Genomic DNA, 19,605 nt, shown 5'->3' with positions numbered 1-19,605 from the left:
GCTCAGTCCTCGTGGGCGAAAGCCCACTGCGGTAGATGGGACGCCGCGACCATCGAAATCATGATTTTCGCGAATCCGTGGTGCGGGTCGATCTCGCACGCCCTGCTCGCGTAGATACCGGCGTGGGTCGATCGGCCGAGAGCCCACGATAGCCAGGCGCAGATAGCGAGTGGGCCGGGCTGTCGTGATGTTCGTGCGGCAGCCGCGACGCGGCGCGTGAGGACGAGCGCTCTTTCGAGCCTCTCGCTGTCGGGTTTCGGGCCGTCGCCCCAGACGAACTGTGCGATGTCTTCGGGGTACTCCTCTCCGCCCTCCCAGCGAAGCTGACCTTCGGCAGCGGCGTCTCCTCGGCTGAGCCCGAGACACCACCCGGCGAGGCCGATGTCGCGAAGCGAAGGGCGCGAGAGGCACCACAACAGGCTTGCCGTCTGAAACGGCGCGAGGTGCGCGGCATCCCACTTGAGTGCCTGTTCGAATAGGAGCGGAATGTCGTCGAGCGCGCCGACCGCTGTCAGCGCAGCAGGATTGATGCGGATGCTCTCTCTCGCGTGTGGCGTGAAGCCGCAGACGGTGGCGGCCGCAGCGTTGAGTTCGACGTACTCTCGCTCGACCTGTTCACGTTCTGCTTGACTCACCTCCGGGAGCGCGGCGCCGGTGGTCTGATCGCCCGCGGCGGGAGCCGGGGCGACCGTTGTAGTGCTGCTGGCAATCTCGGCCAGTGAGCGCCTTTCGCGTGGGCGTCGCGCGTCGAGGTAGGAGCCCCACGCGTCTGCCGCAACGCACAGTGCGTCGTGCACAGTGAGGCCGCAACTGTCAGCCCGCTGGAGAATCGCCATGATGAGTTTGTGCTGGGGCAGGCGCGCTTGCTTTGGATCGATCGCTTCGTCGGTGTAGATCACTGCCGTGAACGAATCAGCCGCAGAGATACGGCAGATCATGCCGAGGTAGGTGGCTGCGACGCTGTCGATGTCGTCGTCGAGTGCTGGTGAAGGCAAGTCGATCCGCATTGCGCCGCAACTGCGCGTGCCGTCGAAAGGCACGAACACGACGCTTCGGGTGGGGGTGAAAGCGAGCATGCGCGGAACGAGAGCGAGAAATTCCGCAGCGGAGCGGGCGGGGATGATCGTCGTCATGCTTCGACGTTCGTCTCAGCTCCCTCATTGCGGGTCGCCGCGTGAGCACTTGTGCACGGGGAAACCCAGCGGAGCGTCCGGGGAGAGCGGGATGCAAAGTACAGTGGGAACGTGGATAGTTACTGGGCAGCCTTGGTGTGGTCGATTCTTCCGACCCTGGTTGTATCGGCGATCTTCGTGGTCGTCGTTCGCTCGATTATTCGAGCTGACCGTTCCGAACGTCGTGTCCACGCGCAGGTCGAAGCCGAGGAACGCGCGAAGCGCGGATTGCCACCGGCTCGACCCTCGGCATCCGATAGTTGAGCGGCCTCCCGCTACGCTGAGAGAAACCAGCGGGGAGAGCGTGTGATCCAGATCGAGTTCGACGGGGCGTGGTGGCTCGTCCTCATCTTCGTCACAGATATTATTGTGCGAATTTTGGCGGTCATCATCGTGCCGCGAAATCGTCGACCCACCGCTGCGATGGCGTGGTTGTTGGCGATCTACTTCATCCCTTTTGTGGGTGTGCTGCTCTTTTTGGTGATCGGAACCCCGAAGCTGCCGCGTAAGCGACGCCTGAAGCAAGAAGCGATCAACGACTACATTCGATCAACGAGCGCGGGGCTCCAGCTGGGCACCCTGCGCCCCGATGCCCCGGACTGGTTCACGTCGCTGGTGCGCCTCAATAGCAACCTCGGTGCGCTCCCGCTTTCGGGAGACAACGAAGCGACCCTGATCTCTGACTACCAGACGAGTCTCGACACGATGGCTGATGCTGTGCGGCAGGCCGAGAACTACGTTCACGTCGAGTTCTACATCTTGCAGTCGGATGTCGCGACCAACAACCTGTTCCAGGCGCTCGAAGAAGCTGCGGCGCGCGGTGTCGTCGTGCGGGTCCTGCTCGATCACTGGGCGAACCGCGGTAAGCCCTACTACCGCCAGACTCTTGCCCGACTCGACACGATGGGCGCTCACTGGCGATTGCTGTTGCCCGTTCAGCCGCTCAAGGGCAAGTACCAGCGCCCCGACCTTCGAAACCACCGGAAGCTCCTCGTGATCGACGGCAATGTCGCGTTCATGGGGTCGCAAAACGCCACTGATTCGACGTACAACCTCAAAAAGAACATCAAGCGCGGCCTGCACTGGGTGGACCTGATGGCGCGGGTCGAGGGTCCTGTTGTCAACAGCATCAACGCTGTGTTCCTCTCGGACTGGTACAGCGAAACCGATGAGATTCTCAGTGATGAGATCAACCTGTTCGAGGTCTCGAACCTGCCGGGCGATCTCGATTGCCAGATTGTGCCGTCGGGCCCCGGGTTCGAATTCCAGAACAACCTCAAGCTGTTCCTGTCGATGCTGTATGCGGCCGACCACAAGATCATCATGGTGAGCCCCTACTTCGTGCCGGAGGAGTCACTGCTGCTCGCCATCACCGCCGCGTGCCAGCGGGGTGTGCACGTCGAGCTTTTCGTCTCAGAAGAGGGCGACCAGGCGATGGTCTACCACGCACAGCGCAGCTACTACGAAGCCCTGCTTCGCGCCGGCGTCGAGATCTGGATGTACCGTAAGCCCTTCATCTTGCATTCGAAGAGCCTCACGATCGATGAAGAGGTCGCCGTCATCGGCTCGAGCAACATGGATATGCGGTCGTTCGGTCTCAACCTCGAGATCTCGATGCTGGTGCGTGGCACCGAATTCGTGGCAGATATGCGGCGCGTTGAAGACAAATACCGCAGCTTGAGCCGACGACTCACTTTGGAAGAGTGGAACAAACAACCGCTGCGTTCCACCGTGCTCGATAACCTCGCACGATTGACCTCGGCCCTTCAGTAGACCCACACCCCGGAGAAAAATTCATGGCACTGCGTCGCACCCGGCTGTTCGGAGCCGCCCTGATCATCGGCACGCTCGCGCTCGTCGCAGGGTGCGCAGATATCGGCGCGAACCCCGAAGCAACGGGGGATGCCGGAGTGCAGGTCGACGTCAACGCCACATGGCTCGACGATGGCCGGATGATCGGCATGTGGACTTCGGGAAGCTCGAGCTGCACACCGGCAGTGTCGGATGTCGCCCTCAACGACGCTGGCATCCTCGAAGTGAACCTTGAGGATGCCGATGAGACTCAGCCGTGCACAGCAGACATGGCTTCGCAGGTCACGCTGTTCGACGTGCCCGAGGGAGTCGACACCTCATCAGATGCCACTCTCGAGGTTCGAGGCACAGACTTCTTCGGCACTGCTGAAGTGGCCGGTGTACCAGGGCTTGCCGGCCCCGGAACTGAGACTGATTACGCGCCCTCCGCCGGGTGGGTTGCGACCTACAACAATTTCATCATTTTGACGTGGGGCTCATCGACGTGTGCACCGACGGTGGAGAAGAGCGCAATCACCGGCTCCTTCGAAGTCACAGTCACTTTTGCCGATCCGCCCGCTGATCAGATGTGCACGATGGACATGGCGCCGCGCGGTACCAGCGCGTTCGCTGGCGGAATGAAGTCCGGTGATGCCGAAGTCGTTCTCACAGGCGACAGCTTCGACGGCATCCGCGTGCCGATTCTCGGAAGCAACTGACTTCTCACGCGAAACCGGTCACGCCCACGGCGAACAATCGCCAAGGGGCGCGATGCTCTCGTTACTCTCGTTGTAATGCGCCAGAAGTGGCGCACGGCCGATGCCGAGGAGTGACGATGTTCGAAAGATTTACCGACCGTGCCCGTCGAGTGGTGGTGCTCGCCCAAGAAGAGGCGAAGATGCTCAACCACAACTACATCGGCACCGAGCACATTCTGCTGGGTCTGATCCACGAGGGCGAAGGTGTCGCCGCCAAGGCTCTCGAGTCGCTCGGGATTTCGCTTGATGCCGTGCGCGAGCAAGTGCAAGACATTATCGGTCAGGGTCAGCAACAGCCGACCGGCCACATCCCCTTTACGCCGCGTGCGAAGAAGGTTCTCGAGTTGTCACTGCGCGAAGCACTACAGCTCGGACACAACTACATCGGCACCGAGCACATCCTGCTTGGTCTCATCCGTGAGGGTGAGGGCGTCGCCGCGCAGGTTCTCGTGAAGCTCGGAGCCGACCTCAACAAGGTGCGCCAGCAAGTCATCCAATTGCTGAGCGGGTATCAGGGCAAAGAACCTGCCGCCGTCTCTGGCGCCGCAAGCGAGAGCGGCCAGGCCGCTCAGGGCGGCTCTGCCGTGCTCGACCAGTTCGGGCGCAACCTCACGCAGGCCGCGCGCGACAACAAGCTCGACCCGGTCATCGGGCGCGAGAAAGAGATCGAGCGCGTCATGCAGATTCTGTCGCGCCGCTCCAAGAACAACCCCGTGCTGATCGGTGAGCCCGGCGTCGGTAAGACAGCCGTCGTTGAGGGCCTCGCCCAGGCGATCGTCAAGGGCGATGTTCCCGAGACGCTGAAAGACAAGCAGGTCTACTCGCTTGACCTCGGCTCGCTCATTGCCGGGTCCCGCTACCGCGGTGACTTTGAAGAGCGCCTCAAGAAGGTCACGAAAGAGATCCGCACGCGCGGTGACATCATCGTCTTCATCGACGAGATCCACACGCTTGTTGGTGCCGGTGCCGCTGAGGGTGCAATAGATGCTGCGTCGATCCTCAAGCCGCTGCTTGCCCGCGGTGAGCTGCAGACGATCGGTGCGACGACGCTCGACGAGTACCGCAAGCACTTCGAGAAGGATGCCGCGCTCGAGCGCCGCTTCCAGCCGATCCAGGTGGCTGAGCCCAGCTTGCCCCACGCGATCAACATCTTGAAGGGTCTGCGCGACCGCTACGAAGCGCACCACAAGGTACAGATCACTGATGGCGCCATCGTTGCGGCAGCGAACCTCGCCGACCGTTACGTGAGCGACCGCTTCCTTCCTGACAAGGCCATCGACCTGATCGATGAGGCCGGAGCTCGCCTTCGCCTGTCGATCCTGTCGAGCCCGCCGGAGCTGCGCGAATTCGACGAGAAAATCGCCAAGGTCCGCGAGCAGAAAGAAGTTGCTTCCGAAGAGCAGGACTTCGAAAAGGCCGCGTCATTGCGCGACGAAGAGAAGTCGCTTCTTGCTGAGCGCCTTCGCCTCGAGAAGCAGTGGCGCAGCGGCGACGTGGCATCCCACGCAGTCGTTGACGAGGGCCTGATTGCTGAAGTGCTCGCGCAGGCCACCGGCATCCCGGTGTTCAAACTCACTGAAGAGGAGACCAGCCGTCTCGTCTTCATGGAGAAGGCGTTGCACCAGCGGGTTATCGGCCAGGAGCAGGCGATTGCCGCGCTCTCGCGCACGATTCGCCGTCAGCGTGCGGGGCTGAAAGACCCCAAGCGTCCCTCGGGATCGTTCATCTTCGCTGGCCCCACCGGTGTCGGAAAGACCGAGCTTGCGAAGGCTCTTGCCGAATTCCTCTTCGACGACGAGGGTGCGCTGATTTCCCTCGACATGAGCGAGTACGGCGAGAAGCACACGGTCTCGCGTCTGTTCGGTGCCCCTCCCGGCTTCGTCGGCTTCGAAGAGGGCGGACAGCTCACCGAAAAGGTGCGCCGCAAGCCCTTCTCGGTCGTACTTTTCGATGAGATCGAAAAGGCACACCCCGACATCTTCAACTCGCTGTTGCAGATTCTCGAAGAGGGTCGCCTGACCGATGGCCAGGGTCGCGTCGTCGACTTCAAGAACACCGTGATCATCATGACGACGAACCTCGGTTCGTCGGCGATCGCCGGTGGACCCGTCGGATTCCAGGTCGAGGGCAACGCCCAGACCAGCTACGAGCGGATGAAGGGCAAGGTCGACGAAGAACTCAAGCGCCACTTCAAGCCCGAGTTCCTCAACCGTGTCGACGACGTCATCGTGTTCCCGCAGCTGTCGAAGACCGAGCTCGTGCAGATCGTTGACCTTTTCACCAAGCGACTGAGCGAGCGTCTGCTCGACCGCGACATGACCATCGAGCTTTCGCAGCCCGCGAAGGAGCGCCTCATCGAGGTTGGGTTCGACCCGACACTCGGTGCGCGTCCGCTTCGTCGTGCCATGCAGCGCGAGATCGAGGACAACCTCAGCGAGCAGATTCTCCACGGCGAGCTGAACCCCGGCGACCACGTCAAGGTGACCTTCGAAGACGGCAAGTTCGCCTTCGTCAGCGCACCTCGCGCCGACAAGGTTGCCGTGGGAGTTGCAACCGGCGGCGAAATCACGGCAACACCCGACATCGTCGCTCAGGGCGAATAGTCCACGAGAGTTATCACACGAAGAGCGGATGCCACGCGGCATCCGCTCTTCGTGGTTTGGCGCCGGAGTTCCTGACAGCAATAGGCTTGAAGAAATGAGCACATTCACGATCCGCCCGGCACGAGCTTCAGACGTACGCGCTATTCACGCGCTTTTGGAGCCGCACGTGCAGCGACGAATTCTGCTCGGAAAAGATCTCGTCGTGCTGTACGAATCGGTGCAGCAGTTCTTGATCGCGGAGTCCGATGAGGGGCGGCTCATTGGGTTCGGCGCTCTGCACGTCATGTGGGAAGACCTTGGTGAAGTGCGAACCCTTGTGGTTGCCGAGGAGTGGCTGCACCTCGGGGTGGGGCGCGAGATCGTTGCGGAGCTTGAAGCTGTTGCTCGCCGACTCGGATTGACTCGTCTGTTCTGTCTCACGTTCGAAGTCGACTTCTTCACGCGGCGTGGTTTTTCGCCCATCGGTGAGCACGTCGTCGATCCCGATGTGTACTCGCAGCTTCTTCGCAGCCCCGACGAGGGAATCGCTGAATTCCTCGATCTCGCCCACGTGAAGCCGAACACGCTCGGCAACACGCGCATGCTGAAGCATCTCTGACGCCGCGCGCCGCGCATGCCGTTGCACAGTCAGCGCTTAACCTTTCAGCATGAGTAGCCCGACCCCGCGGCGGCGTCCGTCGCCCGCTGTGTACCGGCGGCGCCGGCTAGTGGCACTTCTCTTGGCGCTGATTGTCGTCGCAGCGATCGTTGCCGGCATCTGGGCGGTCGTTGCACAACCCTGGCGGAGCAACGCCACTGAGACGCCCGTTGTGAGCCCGAGCCCTTCGGCATCGGCGAGTGCTGACGCTGCGGCTTCTGCACCCGCGGACGCGGAAACGCCTGCCGCGGCTGAGGAATCGGCAGCCCCCGACGATGCTGCCGCCGCTGATGGAGCGCCCGCCTGCAACGCAGGAGACGTCACTGTAGAGGGCGCGACCAGTAAAGAGTCTTATGCATCCGGTGAGAACCCCGAGTTTTCGATCACCCTCACCAATACGAGCGATGCCGACTGCACGATCAACGTCGGAACGAGCGCGCAGTCCTTCACTGTGACGAGCGGCTCCGATACGTGGTGGCGTTCAACCGATTGCCAGGCAGAGCCGAGCGACATGATCGTGACGCTTGCCGCTGGGCAAACCGTTTCGAGTGCTGAAGCGCTCAGCTGGGACCGGACACGCTCGTCCGTCGATACCTGCGACAGCGCCGATCGCGCACAAGCTCCCGGGAATGGAGCGTCGTATCATTTGGCCGTGGAGATTGGCGGCATCTCAGCGAATGGCACGACCCAGTTCTTTCTGAACTGACATCGTTTCGTCCGGGGCATCGACGTGAGGCATCCCGCTCGCTAGTCTTTCCCCACGCGATGAAGCGAACTGGGGGCAGTCATGAACGAAACTGCAATGGAGGCGGCGCACGAAGCCGTGGCGCACGCGCGCCAAGCGAAATACCTCGCGAAAGATGACGAGTTTCGTGAGTTGGCGAAAGCCGTCGAGAACATCGCCAAGGCGCTGGAGCGCTTCACGCAAGACAGCTGAAGCCTCGTCGTCGCTTCGTGAAGTTAAGAAGCCCAAGCTATGTTGCTCACTTCGTCGACCGACGGTGCAATGGCAAACCAATCCTCGGTCACGACATAGACCGTGGTCGCTGGCGGTCCGTCGTTGGGATCCGGTACGAGCTCGGTTCCACCCTCGACGTCCCGGGTCGTGTAGCCGTAGTCGCGGGCAAGGTCGATAATTTCTTGCTTTTGCCCCGCGGAAAGCTCGGCCCAGCCGTAGTACGCCACCACATACTCATCATGGCCATCCGGCGGCCCCCAGGGGCATTCGACTGCGGGAAGCGTGAATCCATCGTAGAAGAGATGGAATCCGTCTTTTTGAGACGGAACCAGTCCTTGAGCCCGGAGGTCGGCGTCCGCCTCTGGCGTGAGGAGTGTGTCGCAGCTGAGCACAGTCGCGGGAGAACTCGCCGACGGCTCACTCGTGGGTGTCGCGGTGTCTGCCGGTGTTGGCGTCGACGAGATAGCGGCGGCGGTGGTCTGCGCTGCAGATGGCTCGGGCTCTTCGATGGATGGGGTGCAGCCGGCAACCAGCGTGGCGACGAATCCGATTGCGAGGATTTGAGCGGGTAAGTGGCGCATGCCGAAACAGTATCGCGAACTTTCGCGCGGCCCCAATTCGCTGCACGCCATGCCCATGGGCTGCCCGATCCCTCTCCGCTTGCCACCTCTACCCCTGCACGAACTCAGGCTGTGCGGTCACTTTTTGGCTCTGCACTGGTCCGTGGCGGAGATTTTGCCTGCGTTCGTGCAGGGCGGGAGGGAGACGGGGTGCCGGAGGTGGGTCGGGCAGGGCGCGAGGTGGGTCGGGCAGGGCGCGAGGCGGGCCGGAACATGGCACGCGGCGGGCCGGGGTGGGGCGAGGCTCAGTAGGGTGGAGGGATGGCCTCGGGAAAGAAGCGAAAGAACAAGGCTGCGTCGCAAGAGTTTCGCAACACCGCGTTGAGTGACGCGTTGCAGACGCAAGACATGGCCGCCGTGGCGTTTGCACTGCGGCACGGCCCGACAGTAGTTCCGCTGCTACGCCAGGGATCACGCGACGACCCGCGTGACGCGGGCGAAGTTTGGACGTATCGCGACCCAAACTCCGGCGATATTGCACTACTGCTCTTCAGTGACGCGACACACAAGCCCGAAACTCTTCCGCCGGCGGTCGCGCTGCAGTCACCCGAATGGCTTCTCGCATTTCTCGCGACGCATGGCGAGCAGATCACGACGGTGTTCTTCGACATCGCCGGCCCCCACGCGATGCAAGCGACGCCGGCCGACCTGATCGAAGCGCTCGGCGCTTAGAACTCCGGAACATCGACGCGGTCGCGGGCGGCCGACTTCGGCGCGGGCATACCGCGAGCAGCGATGGCCTGCAGAGCACCCTGCAGGTTGACGGATGCCTCATCCACAACAGTTCGGAACCCTAACCGTTCCGCCTCAGCACGCCGCTGCGATGCTTGCGACACCGGGCGCACTTCGCCCGCCAAGCTGAGCTCGCCGATGGCGGCAACGTCGTGCCGCACGGCGCGCTCGCGGAGTGCCCCTGCGATCGCGATCGCAATGGCGAGGTCGGCGGCGGGCTCGGTGAGGCGCACTCCGCCGACCGTGGAAACGTAGACGTCTTGGTCGGAAAGTTTGATGCCGCCGCGGCGTTCGAGTACGGCCAAGATCATCGCGACGCGCGAGGAGTCGACCCCGTTCACCACGCGCCGGGGGTTGGGCGCTGTGGTGTGCACAGTGAGCGCCTGCACCTCGACGGGAAGCGCGCGGCGGCCCTCCATTGCGACGGCGACGCAGGTTCCGGCGACGGGTTCGCCTCGGCTGATGAAGAGCCCGCTGGGGTCGGGGACTTCAACGATCCCAGCGCCACTCATTTCGAAGCAGCCGACCTCATCGGTTGGCCCGAAGCGGTTTTTCTGCGCACGCACGAATCGCAGCGACGTGTGGCGGTCACCCTCGAAGTGACAGACGACATCGACGAGGTGCTCGAGCACGCGGGGCCCGGCGATCGAGCCGTCTTTCGTGACATGGCCCACCAGCACGATAGGAATGCCCCGGTCTTTCGCCACCCGAATGAGAGCGGATGCCACCTCCCGCACCTGCGACGGATGACCCGCTGCCCCATCAGACAGCGCCGACGAAACCGTCTGGACAGAGTCGACGATGACGAGCTCGGGGGAGACTTCGTCGATGTGGCCGAGGATCGTGGCGAGGTCGGTTTCGCTCGCGAGGTACAGCTCGTCGTGGAGCCCTCCGGTGCGTTCAGCGCGCAGACGCACCTGAGACGTCGACTCTTCACCGCTGGCGTAGAGGACCCGGCGGCCAGAGCGAGCGCTCTTGGCGGCCACATCAAGCAGAAGCGTTGATTTGCCGACGCCGGGTTCACCGGAAAGAAGTATTGCGGCGCCCGGAACGATGCCGCCACCGAGCACGCGATCAAACTCAGCCACACCGGTCGTTCGGCGAGGAGTGTCCTGTGAGTCGAGCTCGGTGATGGGGCGCGCGGCCCGGCTTGCACCCGGCGCGACGGCGGTCACGCCGCGAACGATGCCTGACTGCTGAGATACCTCGACGACGGTGCCCCACTGCTGGCACTCGCCGCAGCGTCCGGCCCATTTGGACGTGGTCCACCCGCATTCGGTACACCGGTAGGGCGCGACGGTGCTCTTACGTGTGGCCATCCCTCAAGGCTACGCGCCACCACCGACATAACAGCCGCTATCAACAGCCGCTATCACCCCATCAAACCGCCGAGTTCACCGGCGCTCTCGAGGTATGCCGTCCGTCGGGCAAACAAACCCGGCACACGCTCACGCACCCGCGCGATCAGATCCGGCATGTCAGCTGTCACGAGCTCACCGTCGGCGACAACAGTGCGACCGGCAACGATCGTGTGGGTCACGTCTCCGCCGCGGACTGCGTGCACGAGGTTGTGGTGGATGTTGGCGTACGGCCCCTCGGGCAGCAGTGGTGTCATACGAGGTGTGTCGGTGCGAACGGCGACGATGTCGGCTTGCTTCCCGACTTCGAGAGACCCAAGCCGGTCACCTTCGCCAATGGCGCGTGCGCCACCGGTGGTGGCCATTTCGAGCACCTGCCAGGAATCCATGGCCGCGGCATCCATCTTGCGGAGCTTTCCCATGAGAGACGCGACTTTCATCTCTTCGAACATGTCGAGGTTGTTGTTCTCTTTTTCGCCGTCGGTGCCGATTCCGACAGCGACACCGGCGGCCAAAAGCTCGGCGACGGGGGCAAAGCCGCTGGCAAGCTTCATGTTGCTCACGGGGTTGTGCGAGACGCTCACACCGCGCTGGGCCATGAGAGCAATCTCGGGCGCATCGAGCCACACCGCGTGGGCGATCATCGTGCGCGGCACATCGAAGAATCCGATGTCGTCGAGTGCGAACATGGGGCGCTTGCCGGTGCGCTGATCGAACAACTCCACATCGAGCTCCGACTCGCTGCAGTGGGTGTAGAGCCCGGTGTTGTACTCCTTGGCGAGAGCGATTGCCCGGCGCTGACCGGCGGCATCCGCATAGAACGGATGCTCCAGCCCCACCCAGGGCATGATGCGCCCGCCTGCGGCTCCCGTCCACTCCTGCAGCATCTTCTCGTTGTCGTCGAGCGTGTCGAAGTAGTTGTAGTCGGGGTGCTCGCCCACGTAGTTGACGGTCACGAGACGATTGCCGAGCGCGCTCGCCGCGCGAGCAGCACCATCCATGTAGCGCCACATGTCGACAACCGTCGTCGTGCCGGAAAGCAGCCCCTCGGCGTAGCAGAGCCATGCAGCGGCCTCCGCATCTTCGGGCTCGAGCACACGGTGCATAGGGTCGATGTGCAGGCGCAGCCATTCCCACACCGGAAGGTGCTCGGCGGTGCCGCGAAGCATGCCGGAGTGGTGGTGGGCGTTCACGAGCCCTGGCATGAGCACGCGGTCGGCGAGGTGGGTGCGGTCAGCATCGGGGTACGCGAAAGCGAGGTCGGATGCCGCCCCCACCGCCACGATCGTGTCGCCCTCGATGACGATCCCGGCATCGACTAGCACGTCGCGGGTTGCGTTCATCGTCACGACGATGTCGGCGGTGAGTAACTGAGAAGTCATGGGAGTCTCCGAGGGGATTAGTCAGCGTCGAGTACCCAGCCGCCGACCAGCTCTTCGCTGAACGGGACTGAATACGCCATCAGGGCGCCGGCTTGGGCGTCGCGGAAGATGCGTTGGATGGGGGAGCGCACGAGGTATCCGCTACCGCCGCCGACGCGAACGGCGAGGGCGGCCGCCTTCTTGGCAACTTCGTTGGCGAGCATTTTGGTCTCAGTTGCCGCGGGCATCGCCTCGGGTGACTTCTGGTCGGCGAGCCAGGAGACCTGCTCTGCCATCAGGCGCGCAGCACGGAGCTCAGCCCACACCGGTCCGACGTCTGATTTCACCCACTGCGCCTCGGCGAGGGTTCCCTGAGGCGACCGGCGGGAAGCGGCGTAGTCCTTGAGCGCATCGAGGGCCGACTCGGCGATACCGATCGAGACGAAGCCAAATCCGACAGTGATGAGGTTGGCGTAGTCAGGGGCGGGCGGTGCGCACAGACGCGAGGCGAGCAGAGGAGTGCGAGAGAGCGTCATGCTCCGGCTACGCGTGGCGCGCATTCCGATGGTCTCGTCGATCGGCGGAAAGCTGATGGTGTCGTCTACCGTCACACCGAAGAACGCTGGGGCGCCATCGACACGAGAGTTGAGGAAGAGATAGTCGGCAGCTTCTGAGCCAGAGACGAAGAGCTTTCGGCCGTCCAAGACCCAGCCGTTTTCGACGGCTTCGGCATCCTGCTGCGAATTGAGAAAGAAGTTTCCGCCGGCGGGCTCCGACAGGGCATTCGAGAAGCGTTTTCCCGCGCGCAGCTCCGAAGCGAAGAACTTCGCTTCGTCGGGCGGTGACATGCTCACGAGCGCGTGGGCTGCCCCGATGTGCATGAGCCAGACTGTTGCGACAGCGGGGTGAGCCGCCGCGAGGGTGCGGACCACCTGTCCGAGGGTCGCATACGAAAGCGCTTCGCCACCGTGCTCGACGGGAAGGAACGCAGCGTCGAGGCCGGACGCCGAGATCGCACGCAGGTGGTCTATCGGCAGTCGTGCTTCGGCATCGTCGGTGGCGACGGTCTCGGCGAAGGTCTTCGCCAGGCTTGCGACCGTGTCGAGCCAGTGCTGCTCGTGGGCTGGAACCTGAACGGGGGAGAGGCGGGTGAGCATTGGGTCCTTTCTTGCGGGTGAGACTACGCCGCGAGTTGCGCTTTTGCCGTGGTCCGACGTAGCTGGGCGCGCGACGTGAAGACCAAGACAACGAGAGTGACGACGTAGGGAAGTGCTTGATAGACCTCGCTGGGCAGCTGCACAGTCGTCGCCTGCGAAAGCAGCGAAAAGCTCTGCAGGAACGAGAACAGCAGTGCCCCGAGCGCGATGCCGAGGGGAGTCATCCGGCCCATGATGACGACCGCCAAAACAACATAACCACGCCCCGCTGTGATTCCCGGGGTGAAGGAGCCGATCGAGCCGACAGTGATCGTCGCCCCGGCGAGCCCGGCGAGAGCGCCGCCGATGAGTAAAGCACGAGCGCCCACCTTCGCCGTGCGCACCCCTCGAAGCGCAGCGGACGTGGGGTCCGAGCCGACGGCGCGGATTTGAAGTCCAAAGCGCGTGAACCGCATAACGGCCCACGCGGCGATGAGTAGAGCAATCGCGGCATATACCAGCGGGCTCTGGTTGAAGAACACCGGGCCGAGGATCGGGATGTCGGCGAGCGGCCCGAGGGGCGTGCGGCCGATAGTGTCGACGCTCACGTTGGTTTCGCCGCTGGGTACCCAGAGCTGAAAAAGGTACGCGCTGAGGCCCAGACCGAGCATGGTGATGGCGAGGCCCACCACGATCTCGTTGGCGCGCAGCCGGTAGACGGCTGTGTTCATGACCACGGCGGCAACGAGGCCGGCGAGCGTGCCAGCGAGCAGCCCGACGAACGGGCCCGCAACGCTCGCGGCCACAACAGCGGTGAATGCACCGAGGATCATCATGCCCTCGATGCCGAGGTTGATGCGGCCTGCACGTTCAACGAAGCCTTCGCCGACGCCGGCGATGATGAGTGGAGTCGAGAGCGCGATAGCGCCCGCGAAGATCGAGATCCAGAGTTCGAGGCTCATCGTCGCGGCTCGCTTTCACTCAGTCCGATGTGATCCTCGACTGCGGCACTCGTGCCCGACCCCGCTCCGGGTGGGTCGTCGTCGGCGGCCGTCGGCTCTGCGGTCGGGGCAACAATGGCGGCGGGCCTCTTCTGGACCGCCGCGATGCAGGCGACGCCGAGCAGAATGACGCCCTTGATGACCTCGGCGATCGAGGTTGGCACGCTACCGGTGGCTGACTGCATCCCCAATGCGCCGGCCGCGAGTGCGGAGAAGAAGAGGGCCGCGATGACGATGCCGCTCGGCACCAGAGCACCAAGCAGGGCGACAGCAATTCCGGAGAAGCCGACGCCACCCGAAACCGAGCCCATCAGGCGATCGTTGATGCCGGACACCTGGATCCAGCCGACGAGCCCCGCACCGAGACCTGAAATCAGCATGGTGGTGTAGATCGTCCGCGAACGGGTTGTTCCGAGTCGGCGGGCGAGCTTAGGGCGGCTCGCAAAAACCGTGAGGCGTGCACTGCTCGACGTGCGCTGCCACCACATGAGAGCTGCAGCGACGACAACGACAAGAACAAGCCCCCAGTGCGCGCGGGTTCCCTCGATCAGCGTCGGAATGGCAGCAGCATCAGGCAAGAGCGCGCTTTGAGGAGTCGCTGTGTTCTCACCGCTCGCAAGCCACGTGCGCAAAGACCAGCCCAGGATCCCGGTGGCGACGTAGTTCAGAAGGAGCGTCGAGAGGATCTCATTGACATTCCAGCGCACCGCCAGCAACGCCGGAAGGAGGGCGAAAGCGCCGCCGCCGATGGCGCCAGCGACCGCGCCGCAGACGAGATAGACCGCCGCCGGAACGGCATCGCCGAAGAGATTCTGCAGGCCGAAGATGCTTGCCGTCGCGGTGATGGCACCGATCGTGACCTGCCCCTCGGCGCCCACCGAGAACACACCCGCGCGAAGAGCGGGAATGAGGGTGAGGGCGATGATGGCGATCGGTACTGTGCCGACGAGAAGCTCGCCGAACCGATAGGGCGAACTCGACACGCCTTCGATCAAGCCGCGGAGCCCGTCAAGGGGACTTGCGCCGGCAAGCAGAATCAGCAGGGCTGCGATCGCGATGATTCCGACGACGACGCCACCGATGATGGCGACGCGTCGAGCGTCGAAAGTGAGCTTCATGATGACGGGTGCACCTCGCCGTGACCGCACGAGTCGACCTGGCCGGGGATCAGCAGGTCGACGAACGACTGCTCGAATGCGTCAATGAGTCCGCGTTCGGTGATGCCGAGGTCGGGGACGACATAGAGCCCCACGAACGACAAGATGATGTACGGCGAAGGGATGCGGCATCCGAGTTCGGCCGTTTTTGCGTGACCGGCCTTCAGAGCCGCCGCTGTCTCTTCGAACGGAGCATCGCTCATCATTCCGCCGATGGGTAGCGGCACCGAAGCGAGGACCTCGCCGTCGGCGACAGTGACGAATCCGCCCTGCATGCGTTCGAGCTCAGCAACAGCGAGCAGCATCGACTCATCGTCGGCACCCACAACCGCGATGTTCATATTGGGACAGTTCATGCTGATCGCAATCGCACCCCGAGAGAGGCCGAAACCACGCACGAACCCGACGCCGGTTTCTCCGGAGGCGTGGTGGCGATCGAGAATGGCGATCTTCAAGACGTCGGTCTCGGTGTCGCTCTGCACGAGACCGTCTATAACCTCGAGCGATGCTTCGAACGCGTGTTTGAAATATCCGTTGTACATCTCCATCGCGCGCACGCGAGCGGTATCCCCCACGGCGTGGACCTCGAAGATTTTGCGGTCGAGCTGCGCTGGTAGCCGCACCGTATCGCGTGCCCAGTCCGGGACGGCGTCACTATTGGCGAAGAGTGCTTCGCCGTCGCGCGCGACGATCGCCCCGGCCACCATCACGACGTCGGGGCGAACCTCGGTGAGGTCGGAAATGATCTGGAGGTCGGCGAGACGCGAGGGCGCGAGGATGCCGAGAACCTGATCGAGGCGGTAGTAGTGCGCCGCGTGGGTCGTCGCCATACGGTACGCGAGCTGCGGGTCGACGCCGAAGGCGATCGCTTGACGTACGTGGTGATCGATGTGTCCTTCGACGGAGAGGTCGAGGGCGTGCTTGTCATCAGCGCAGAAACACATGCTGCGTAGAGCCGGGGCGACGCGGTCGAGATCCGAAAACAGCGGAATCGTGTTGTCGGTGAGCGATGATCCCATGATCGTGACCATCGCGCCGAGCCGGGTGCGTTCGAGCACTTCGTCGATCGTCGCGGAGTTGTGATCGTCCCCGACGCCGGCTGCCAGGTACCCCCACAGTGACTCCTCGGTCTGCGCGGCAGTGTGGCCGGTGATGCGCCGGCCAGCGACGAGGGCCTCGCGGAAACGGTTGGTGGAGACATCCCCGTAGTCGAAGGGATTCCCTTCGCCGAGGGTGGCCGTGACGTCGTCGTGAAGACGAGACAACACTGTTTCTTCGGGGATGACGGTGCCGCCGGTTTCGAGGGCTGTCGATGCGGGGGTTGTCGGCGACACCTGTTGAAAGATATGCAGCGGGGTCTGCGTGTCGAGAAGAAAGTCCATACCGCGCGGGCCCCAGACGTTCGCGGCGCCGTTGGGGTCGGTGAGAACCGTCGTTGTTCCACGTGCAACACTCACTCGCGCAAGCTCGCCGGGCGTGAGGTTGGTGTACTCGATATGAAGATGAGTGTCGATGAAGCCCGGCACGACATAGTCGCCGCCGGCATCGATGAATGTCGTCGCTTCGGTGAAGTGACCCCAGGGAGTGAGTGTCGCGATGTGGCGGCCGGAGATGACGATGTCGCGCTCGAGCCATTCCTCGGTGCCGGGAGACTGAACGAGACCGCCACGGATGATGACGTCAGGAACTGCGCGACCTGTTGCGACGGCGCGAAGAGCTGCCATCTCGGCAGTGGTCGGGTAGAGATCGGTCTTTTCGGTCATGAGTTCTGCTCTTCCGTCGTAATACCAGCCATAGCCGAGCCGAGGCGGTCAGTTGTCGCATCGCCCACGGGAAGGTCGGTGACTATTCTTCCGGCGAACATCACCAGGACCCGATCGGCGACCTCCAGGATCTCTTCGAGGTCGTGCGAGGCGACGAGCACAGCTGCACCCTGTTCGGCGCACGTGATCAGGCGCTCGCGAATAGCTTGAGCCGCGCGCAGATCGAGACCTTGGGTTGGCCCGTACGCCAAGACGACCCGTGGCGTACCGGAACCGGGAAGGCCGGTGCCAAGTTCGCGCGCGACGAGGAGCTTTTGCTGATTGCCGCCCGAGAGTCCCGTCGCCGCGAGCGTGGCATCGGCGGGTCGCACGTCGAATTCGCGCATTGCCGCTTCGTGGCGTCGCCGTTGCTCAGCGCGACTTGGCGGGGTTGGTGCTCGAAATCCGGCCGTGTGTCGGTACACATCGAGATTCTCCCCGGCGGACAGATTCGGTACTAGCGACTCCGAGCGTTCTTCCGGGATCCACGCAACGTGCCCCCGCAGCAGGTCTACTGCGCCAGCTGGCCGCCCATCAAGCAGCACCTGCCCCGTCGCTGGAGAAACAAAGCCCGCCAGTACATCCATGAGAAGGTTTTGTCCGCTACCCGCGACGCCGGCGATTCCCGTGATCTCGCCCGCGCGTAGCTCAATCGAGACGTCGGTGAGGGGGGAGTCTCGCGCCGCCGCAGCTGTAACCTCCACTGCTTCGAGTACGACTTCACCTAACTCACGAGGTGCGCGCTGAGCCGGTGCCGGCAGGTCGCCGACCATCAACTGGGCGATTCGTCGCGCATCAAGGTCCTGTGTGGGGCCGTTGTGAACATCGACTCCATGCGAGAGCACCGTGACGTCATCGGCGACGTCACTGACCTCGTCGAGGCGATGCGTGATGAGCACAATTCCCGTGCCCAGCTCGCACAGCGCGCGAAGGTGGGCGAAGAGTCCGCCGACTTCGATGGGGCCGAGGCTCGCCGTCGGTTCATCGAGGATCAGGGTTCGGGCGCCCTCGGCGAGAGCGACCACGATTTCACCGAGCTGGCGGTGGGCTTGACCGAGCGATGAAGTGGGAACGTCGATGTTCACGTCGACGCCGGCAAGAGAAAGTGTTTCGGCGAGCATCGCGCGGGCGTGGGCGCGACGTGCGATGCGCTCGGGTGCGACGAGCAAGAGATTCTCGGCGAGGCTGAGCTCGCCGACGAGGCTGAGCTGTTGCGGCACCATGTTGATGCCGAGCGCCCGCGCAGTCGCCCGGTCACTGGGGGTGTAAGGCTCGGAGTCGATCGACATCACAGCGTGATCTGGCTGTTCGATCCCCGCAAGAATTTTGGCGAGGGTTGACTTGCCGGCACCATTTTCGCCGACGATGGCGTGTACGCGTCCGGGGCGCACGACGATCTCGACATCGTCGAGTGCTCGCACGGCGCCGAAGCTCTTTGAGACGGACCGCGCTGTCAGCACGCGGCCCGTCTCGATAAAGGGGGTAGTGCTCATTTGGAGATTGTGACGCTTCCGTCTGCGAGTCCAGCCAACAGATCTTCGACCTTCTGGGTGACGTCGGAGGGCACTGTGCCATCAACGTCGTTGATCGGCGCGTAAACGATGCCGCTGTTTTCGAGCGTGGATGTCACGCCCTTGCCGCCGAACTTCTCTGCGGCCACTTCTTCGACCCAGGCTTTCACGATCGGGTACATGTCGAGGTCGACGGTTGAGACGTTGGTGGCGAGAGCATCCTCGCCCGCGGCTGGCGATACGCCGACCGAGAGAACTCCCGCAGATGAGGCAGCCGAGCCGACACCGGCGGCGATTCCGTCTCCGGTCGTGTACACCAGGTCAGCGCCCTGGCCAATAAGCCCGGTGGTTGCGGACGCCGCGGCTTCGGCATCGTCGAAGCTGCCGGCGTACACGACCGGAAGCAGCGATGCCTCTGGATTTGCCGCCAGAACGCCCTGCTGGAAGAACTCGTCGGTGGCGACGACGAAGTCGAGCTCCATGCTCTCGACCCGTCCGATTTGGGTTGCCCCGGTGAGCCCGGCGATGTAACCCGACAGGTAACCGACCTGTGAAGAGTCGTACGTCCACGTTTCGACGTTGTCGGTGTACGCATCGAGGATGTCGGTGCCACCCGAAGCGGTGAAGTTCACGTCGGGGAAGTCTTCAGCAACCGAGAAGACAGCGTCTCCGAGCTCGATGCCGTGGCCGATGATGAGGTCGAACCCCTGGCTGGCGAAGTCTGCGATGACGGGTTCGGACGTTGCCGGATCAGACATCTGATCGCGAAGTTCGTAGGTGATGAGTCCTTCATCTTCGAGCTGAGCGAGGGCATCGGCGAGCGCCTGGTTGAAGGCGCCGTCGTTCGTGTTGCCGGGGGTCAGGGCGCCCACGGTGATGACGTCGGATGTGTCAGCGCTCGCGCTGTCAGCAGACGTGTCGGCTGTGCTCGAGCAGCCTGCGAGGGCGAACACGGTTGCGGTAACCGTAGCGGTGAGGAGGAGTGGTCGGATTCGCATGCGTGGGTTC

The 19,605-nt window shown here is 63.4% G+C and carries 18 protein-coding genes; 8 read left to right on the top strand and 10 right to left on the bottom strand.

What is annotated here, in order from left to right:
- Nucleotides 1-2: 2 nt before the first annotated feature.
- A complete protein-coding gene (locus G6N83_RS05775) occupies nt 3-1,133 on the bottom strand; it encodes a DUF4192 family protein (protein ID WP_165140225.1) in 1,131 nt (376 codons plus the stop codon).
- A gap of 111 nt (nt 1,134-1,244) precedes the next feature.
- On the opposite strand from G6N83_RS05775, the gene G6N83_RS05770 reads away from it, so the two are divergent.
- From G6N83_RS05770 to G6N83_RS05740, 7 genes are all read left to right on the top strand, one after another.
- Nucleotides 1,245-1,436, top strand: coding sequence for a hypothetical protein (locus G6N83_RS05770; protein ID WP_165140223.1), 192 nt, complete (start codon nt 1,245-1,247; stop codon nt 1,434-1,436).
- A 45-nt stretch (nt 1,437-1,481) separates the two neighbouring features.
- Nucleotides 1,482-2,945, top strand: coding sequence for a cardiolipin synthase (gene cls, locus G6N83_RS05765; protein WP_165143179.1), 1,464 nt, complete (start codon nt 1,482-1,484; stop codon nt 2,943-2,945).
- A 23-nt stretch (nt 2,946-2,968) separates the two neighbouring features.
- Nucleotides 2,969-3,682, top strand: a complete 714-nt coding sequence (locus tag G6N83_RS05760) for a hypothetical protein (RefSeq protein WP_165140221.1) — start codon at nt 2,969-2,971, stop codon at nt 3,680-3,682.
- A 116-nt stretch (nt 3,683-3,798) separates the two neighbouring features.
- Complete coding sequence (locus tag G6N83_RS05755) at nt 3,799-6,324, top strand: ATP-dependent Clp protease ATP-binding subunit (RefSeq protein ID WP_165140219.1); 2,526 nt, start codon at nt 3,799-3,801, stop codon at nt 6,322-6,324.
- 94 nt (nt 6,325-6,418) lie between these two features.
- Nucleotides 6,419-6,922 (top strand): amino-acid N-acetyltransferase, encoded by a 504-nt coding sequence (locus tag G6N83_RS05750; RefSeq protein WP_165140217.1) that lies wholly within the window; start codon nt 6,419-6,421, stop codon nt 6,920-6,922.
- Nucleotides 6,923-6,971: 49 nt separating this feature from the next.
- On the top strand, nt 6,972-7,667 hold the full coding sequence (locus G6N83_RS05745; protein ID WP_183408472.1) for a hypothetical protein: 696 nt from the start codon (nt 6,972-6,974) through the stop codon (nt 7,665-7,667).
- Nucleotides 7,668-7,748: 81 nt separating this feature from the next.
- Nucleotides 7,749-7,898, top strand: a complete 150-nt coding sequence (locus G6N83_RS05740; RefSeq protein ID WP_165140215.1) for a hypothetical protein — start codon at nt 7,749-7,751, stop codon at nt 7,896-7,898.
- Between the two features lie 23 nt (nt 7,899-7,921).
- Here the strand turns inward: G6N83_RS05740 and G6N83_RS05735 are convergent, their stop codons facing one another.
- Nucleotides 7,922-8,500 (bottom strand): hypothetical protein, encoded by a 579-nt coding sequence (locus G6N83_RS05735; RefSeq protein WP_165140213.1) that lies wholly within the window; start codon nt 8,498-8,500, stop codon nt 7,922-7,924.
- A gap of 300 nt (nt 8,501-8,800) precedes the next feature.
- Here G6N83_RS05735 and G6N83_RS05730 point away from each other — a divergent pair, with 300 nt between their 5' ends.
- Nucleotides 8,801-9,211 (top strand): dehydrogenase, encoded by a 411-nt coding sequence (locus G6N83_RS05730; RefSeq protein ID WP_165140211.1) that lies wholly within the window; start codon nt 8,801-8,803, stop codon nt 9,209-9,211.
- Here the strand turns inward: G6N83_RS05730 and radA are convergent.
- Genes radA through G6N83_RS05690 form a run of 8 tightly spaced genes read right to left on the bottom strand, consistent with a single transcriptional unit; the run spans nt 9,208 to nt 19,595 of the window.
- Nucleotides 9,208-10,590: a DNA repair protein RadA gene (radA, locus tag G6N83_RS05725; protein WP_165140209.1), complete on the bottom strand. Its 1,383-nt coding sequence runs from the start codon at nt 10,588-10,590 to the stop codon at nt 9,208-9,210. The genes G6N83_RS05730 and radA overlap by 4 nt on opposite strands.
- Nucleotides 10,591-10,643: 53 nt before the next feature.
- The gene (locus G6N83_RS05720; protein WP_165140207.1) at nt 10,644-12,011 is read right to left on the bottom strand and encodes an amidohydrolase; all 1,368 of its coding nucleotides are present in this window, start codon (nt 12,009-12,011) and stop codon (nt 10,644-10,646) included.
- A gap of 17 nt (nt 12,012-12,028) precedes the next feature.
- Entirely contained in the window at nt 12,029-13,147 is a 1,119-nt protein-coding gene (locus G6N83_RS05715) for an acyl-CoA dehydrogenase family protein (protein ID WP_165140205.1), read from the bottom strand.
- A gap of 23 nt (nt 13,148-13,170) precedes the next feature.
- Complete coding sequence (locus G6N83_RS05710; protein WP_165140203.1) at nt 13,171-14,088, bottom strand: ABC transporter permease; 918 nt, start codon at nt 14,086-14,088, stop codon at nt 13,171-13,173.
- A complete protein-coding gene (locus G6N83_RS05705; RefSeq protein ID WP_165140201.1) occupies nt 14,085-15,245 on the bottom strand; it encodes an ABC transporter permease in 1,161 nt (386 codons plus the stop codon). Before G6N83_RS05705 ends, G6N83_RS05710 begins: the two co-directional genes overlap by 4 nt.
- Complete coding sequence (locus G6N83_RS05700) at nt 15,242-17,047, bottom strand: adenine deaminase C-terminal domain-containing protein (RefSeq protein ID WP_165140199.1); 1,806 nt, start codon at nt 17,045-17,047, stop codon at nt 15,242-15,244. Before G6N83_RS05700 ends, G6N83_RS05705 begins: the two co-directional genes overlap by 4 nt.
- Complete coding sequence (locus G6N83_RS05695; RefSeq protein ID WP_165140197.1) at nt 17,044-18,579, bottom strand: ABC transporter ATP-binding protein; 1,536 nt, start codon at nt 18,577-18,579, stop codon at nt 17,044-17,046. Before G6N83_RS05695 ends, G6N83_RS05700 begins: the two co-directional genes overlap by 4 nt.
- The gene (locus tag G6N83_RS05690; RefSeq protein WP_165140195.1) at nt 18,576-19,595 is read right to left on the bottom strand and encodes a BMP family lipoprotein; all 1,020 of its coding nucleotides are present in this window, start codon (nt 19,593-19,595) and stop codon (nt 18,576-18,578) included. Before G6N83_RS05690 ends, G6N83_RS05695 begins: the two co-directional genes overlap by 4 nt.
- Nucleotides 19,596-19,605 lie beyond the last annotated feature (10 nt).

The organism is Microbacterium endophyticum (assembly GCF_011047135.1).
GTDB lineage: Bacteria > Actinomycetota > Actinomycetes > Actinomycetales > Microbacteriaceae > Microbacterium > Microbacterium endophyticum.
This window is presented reverse-complemented; position numbering and strand designations above follow the sequence as displayed.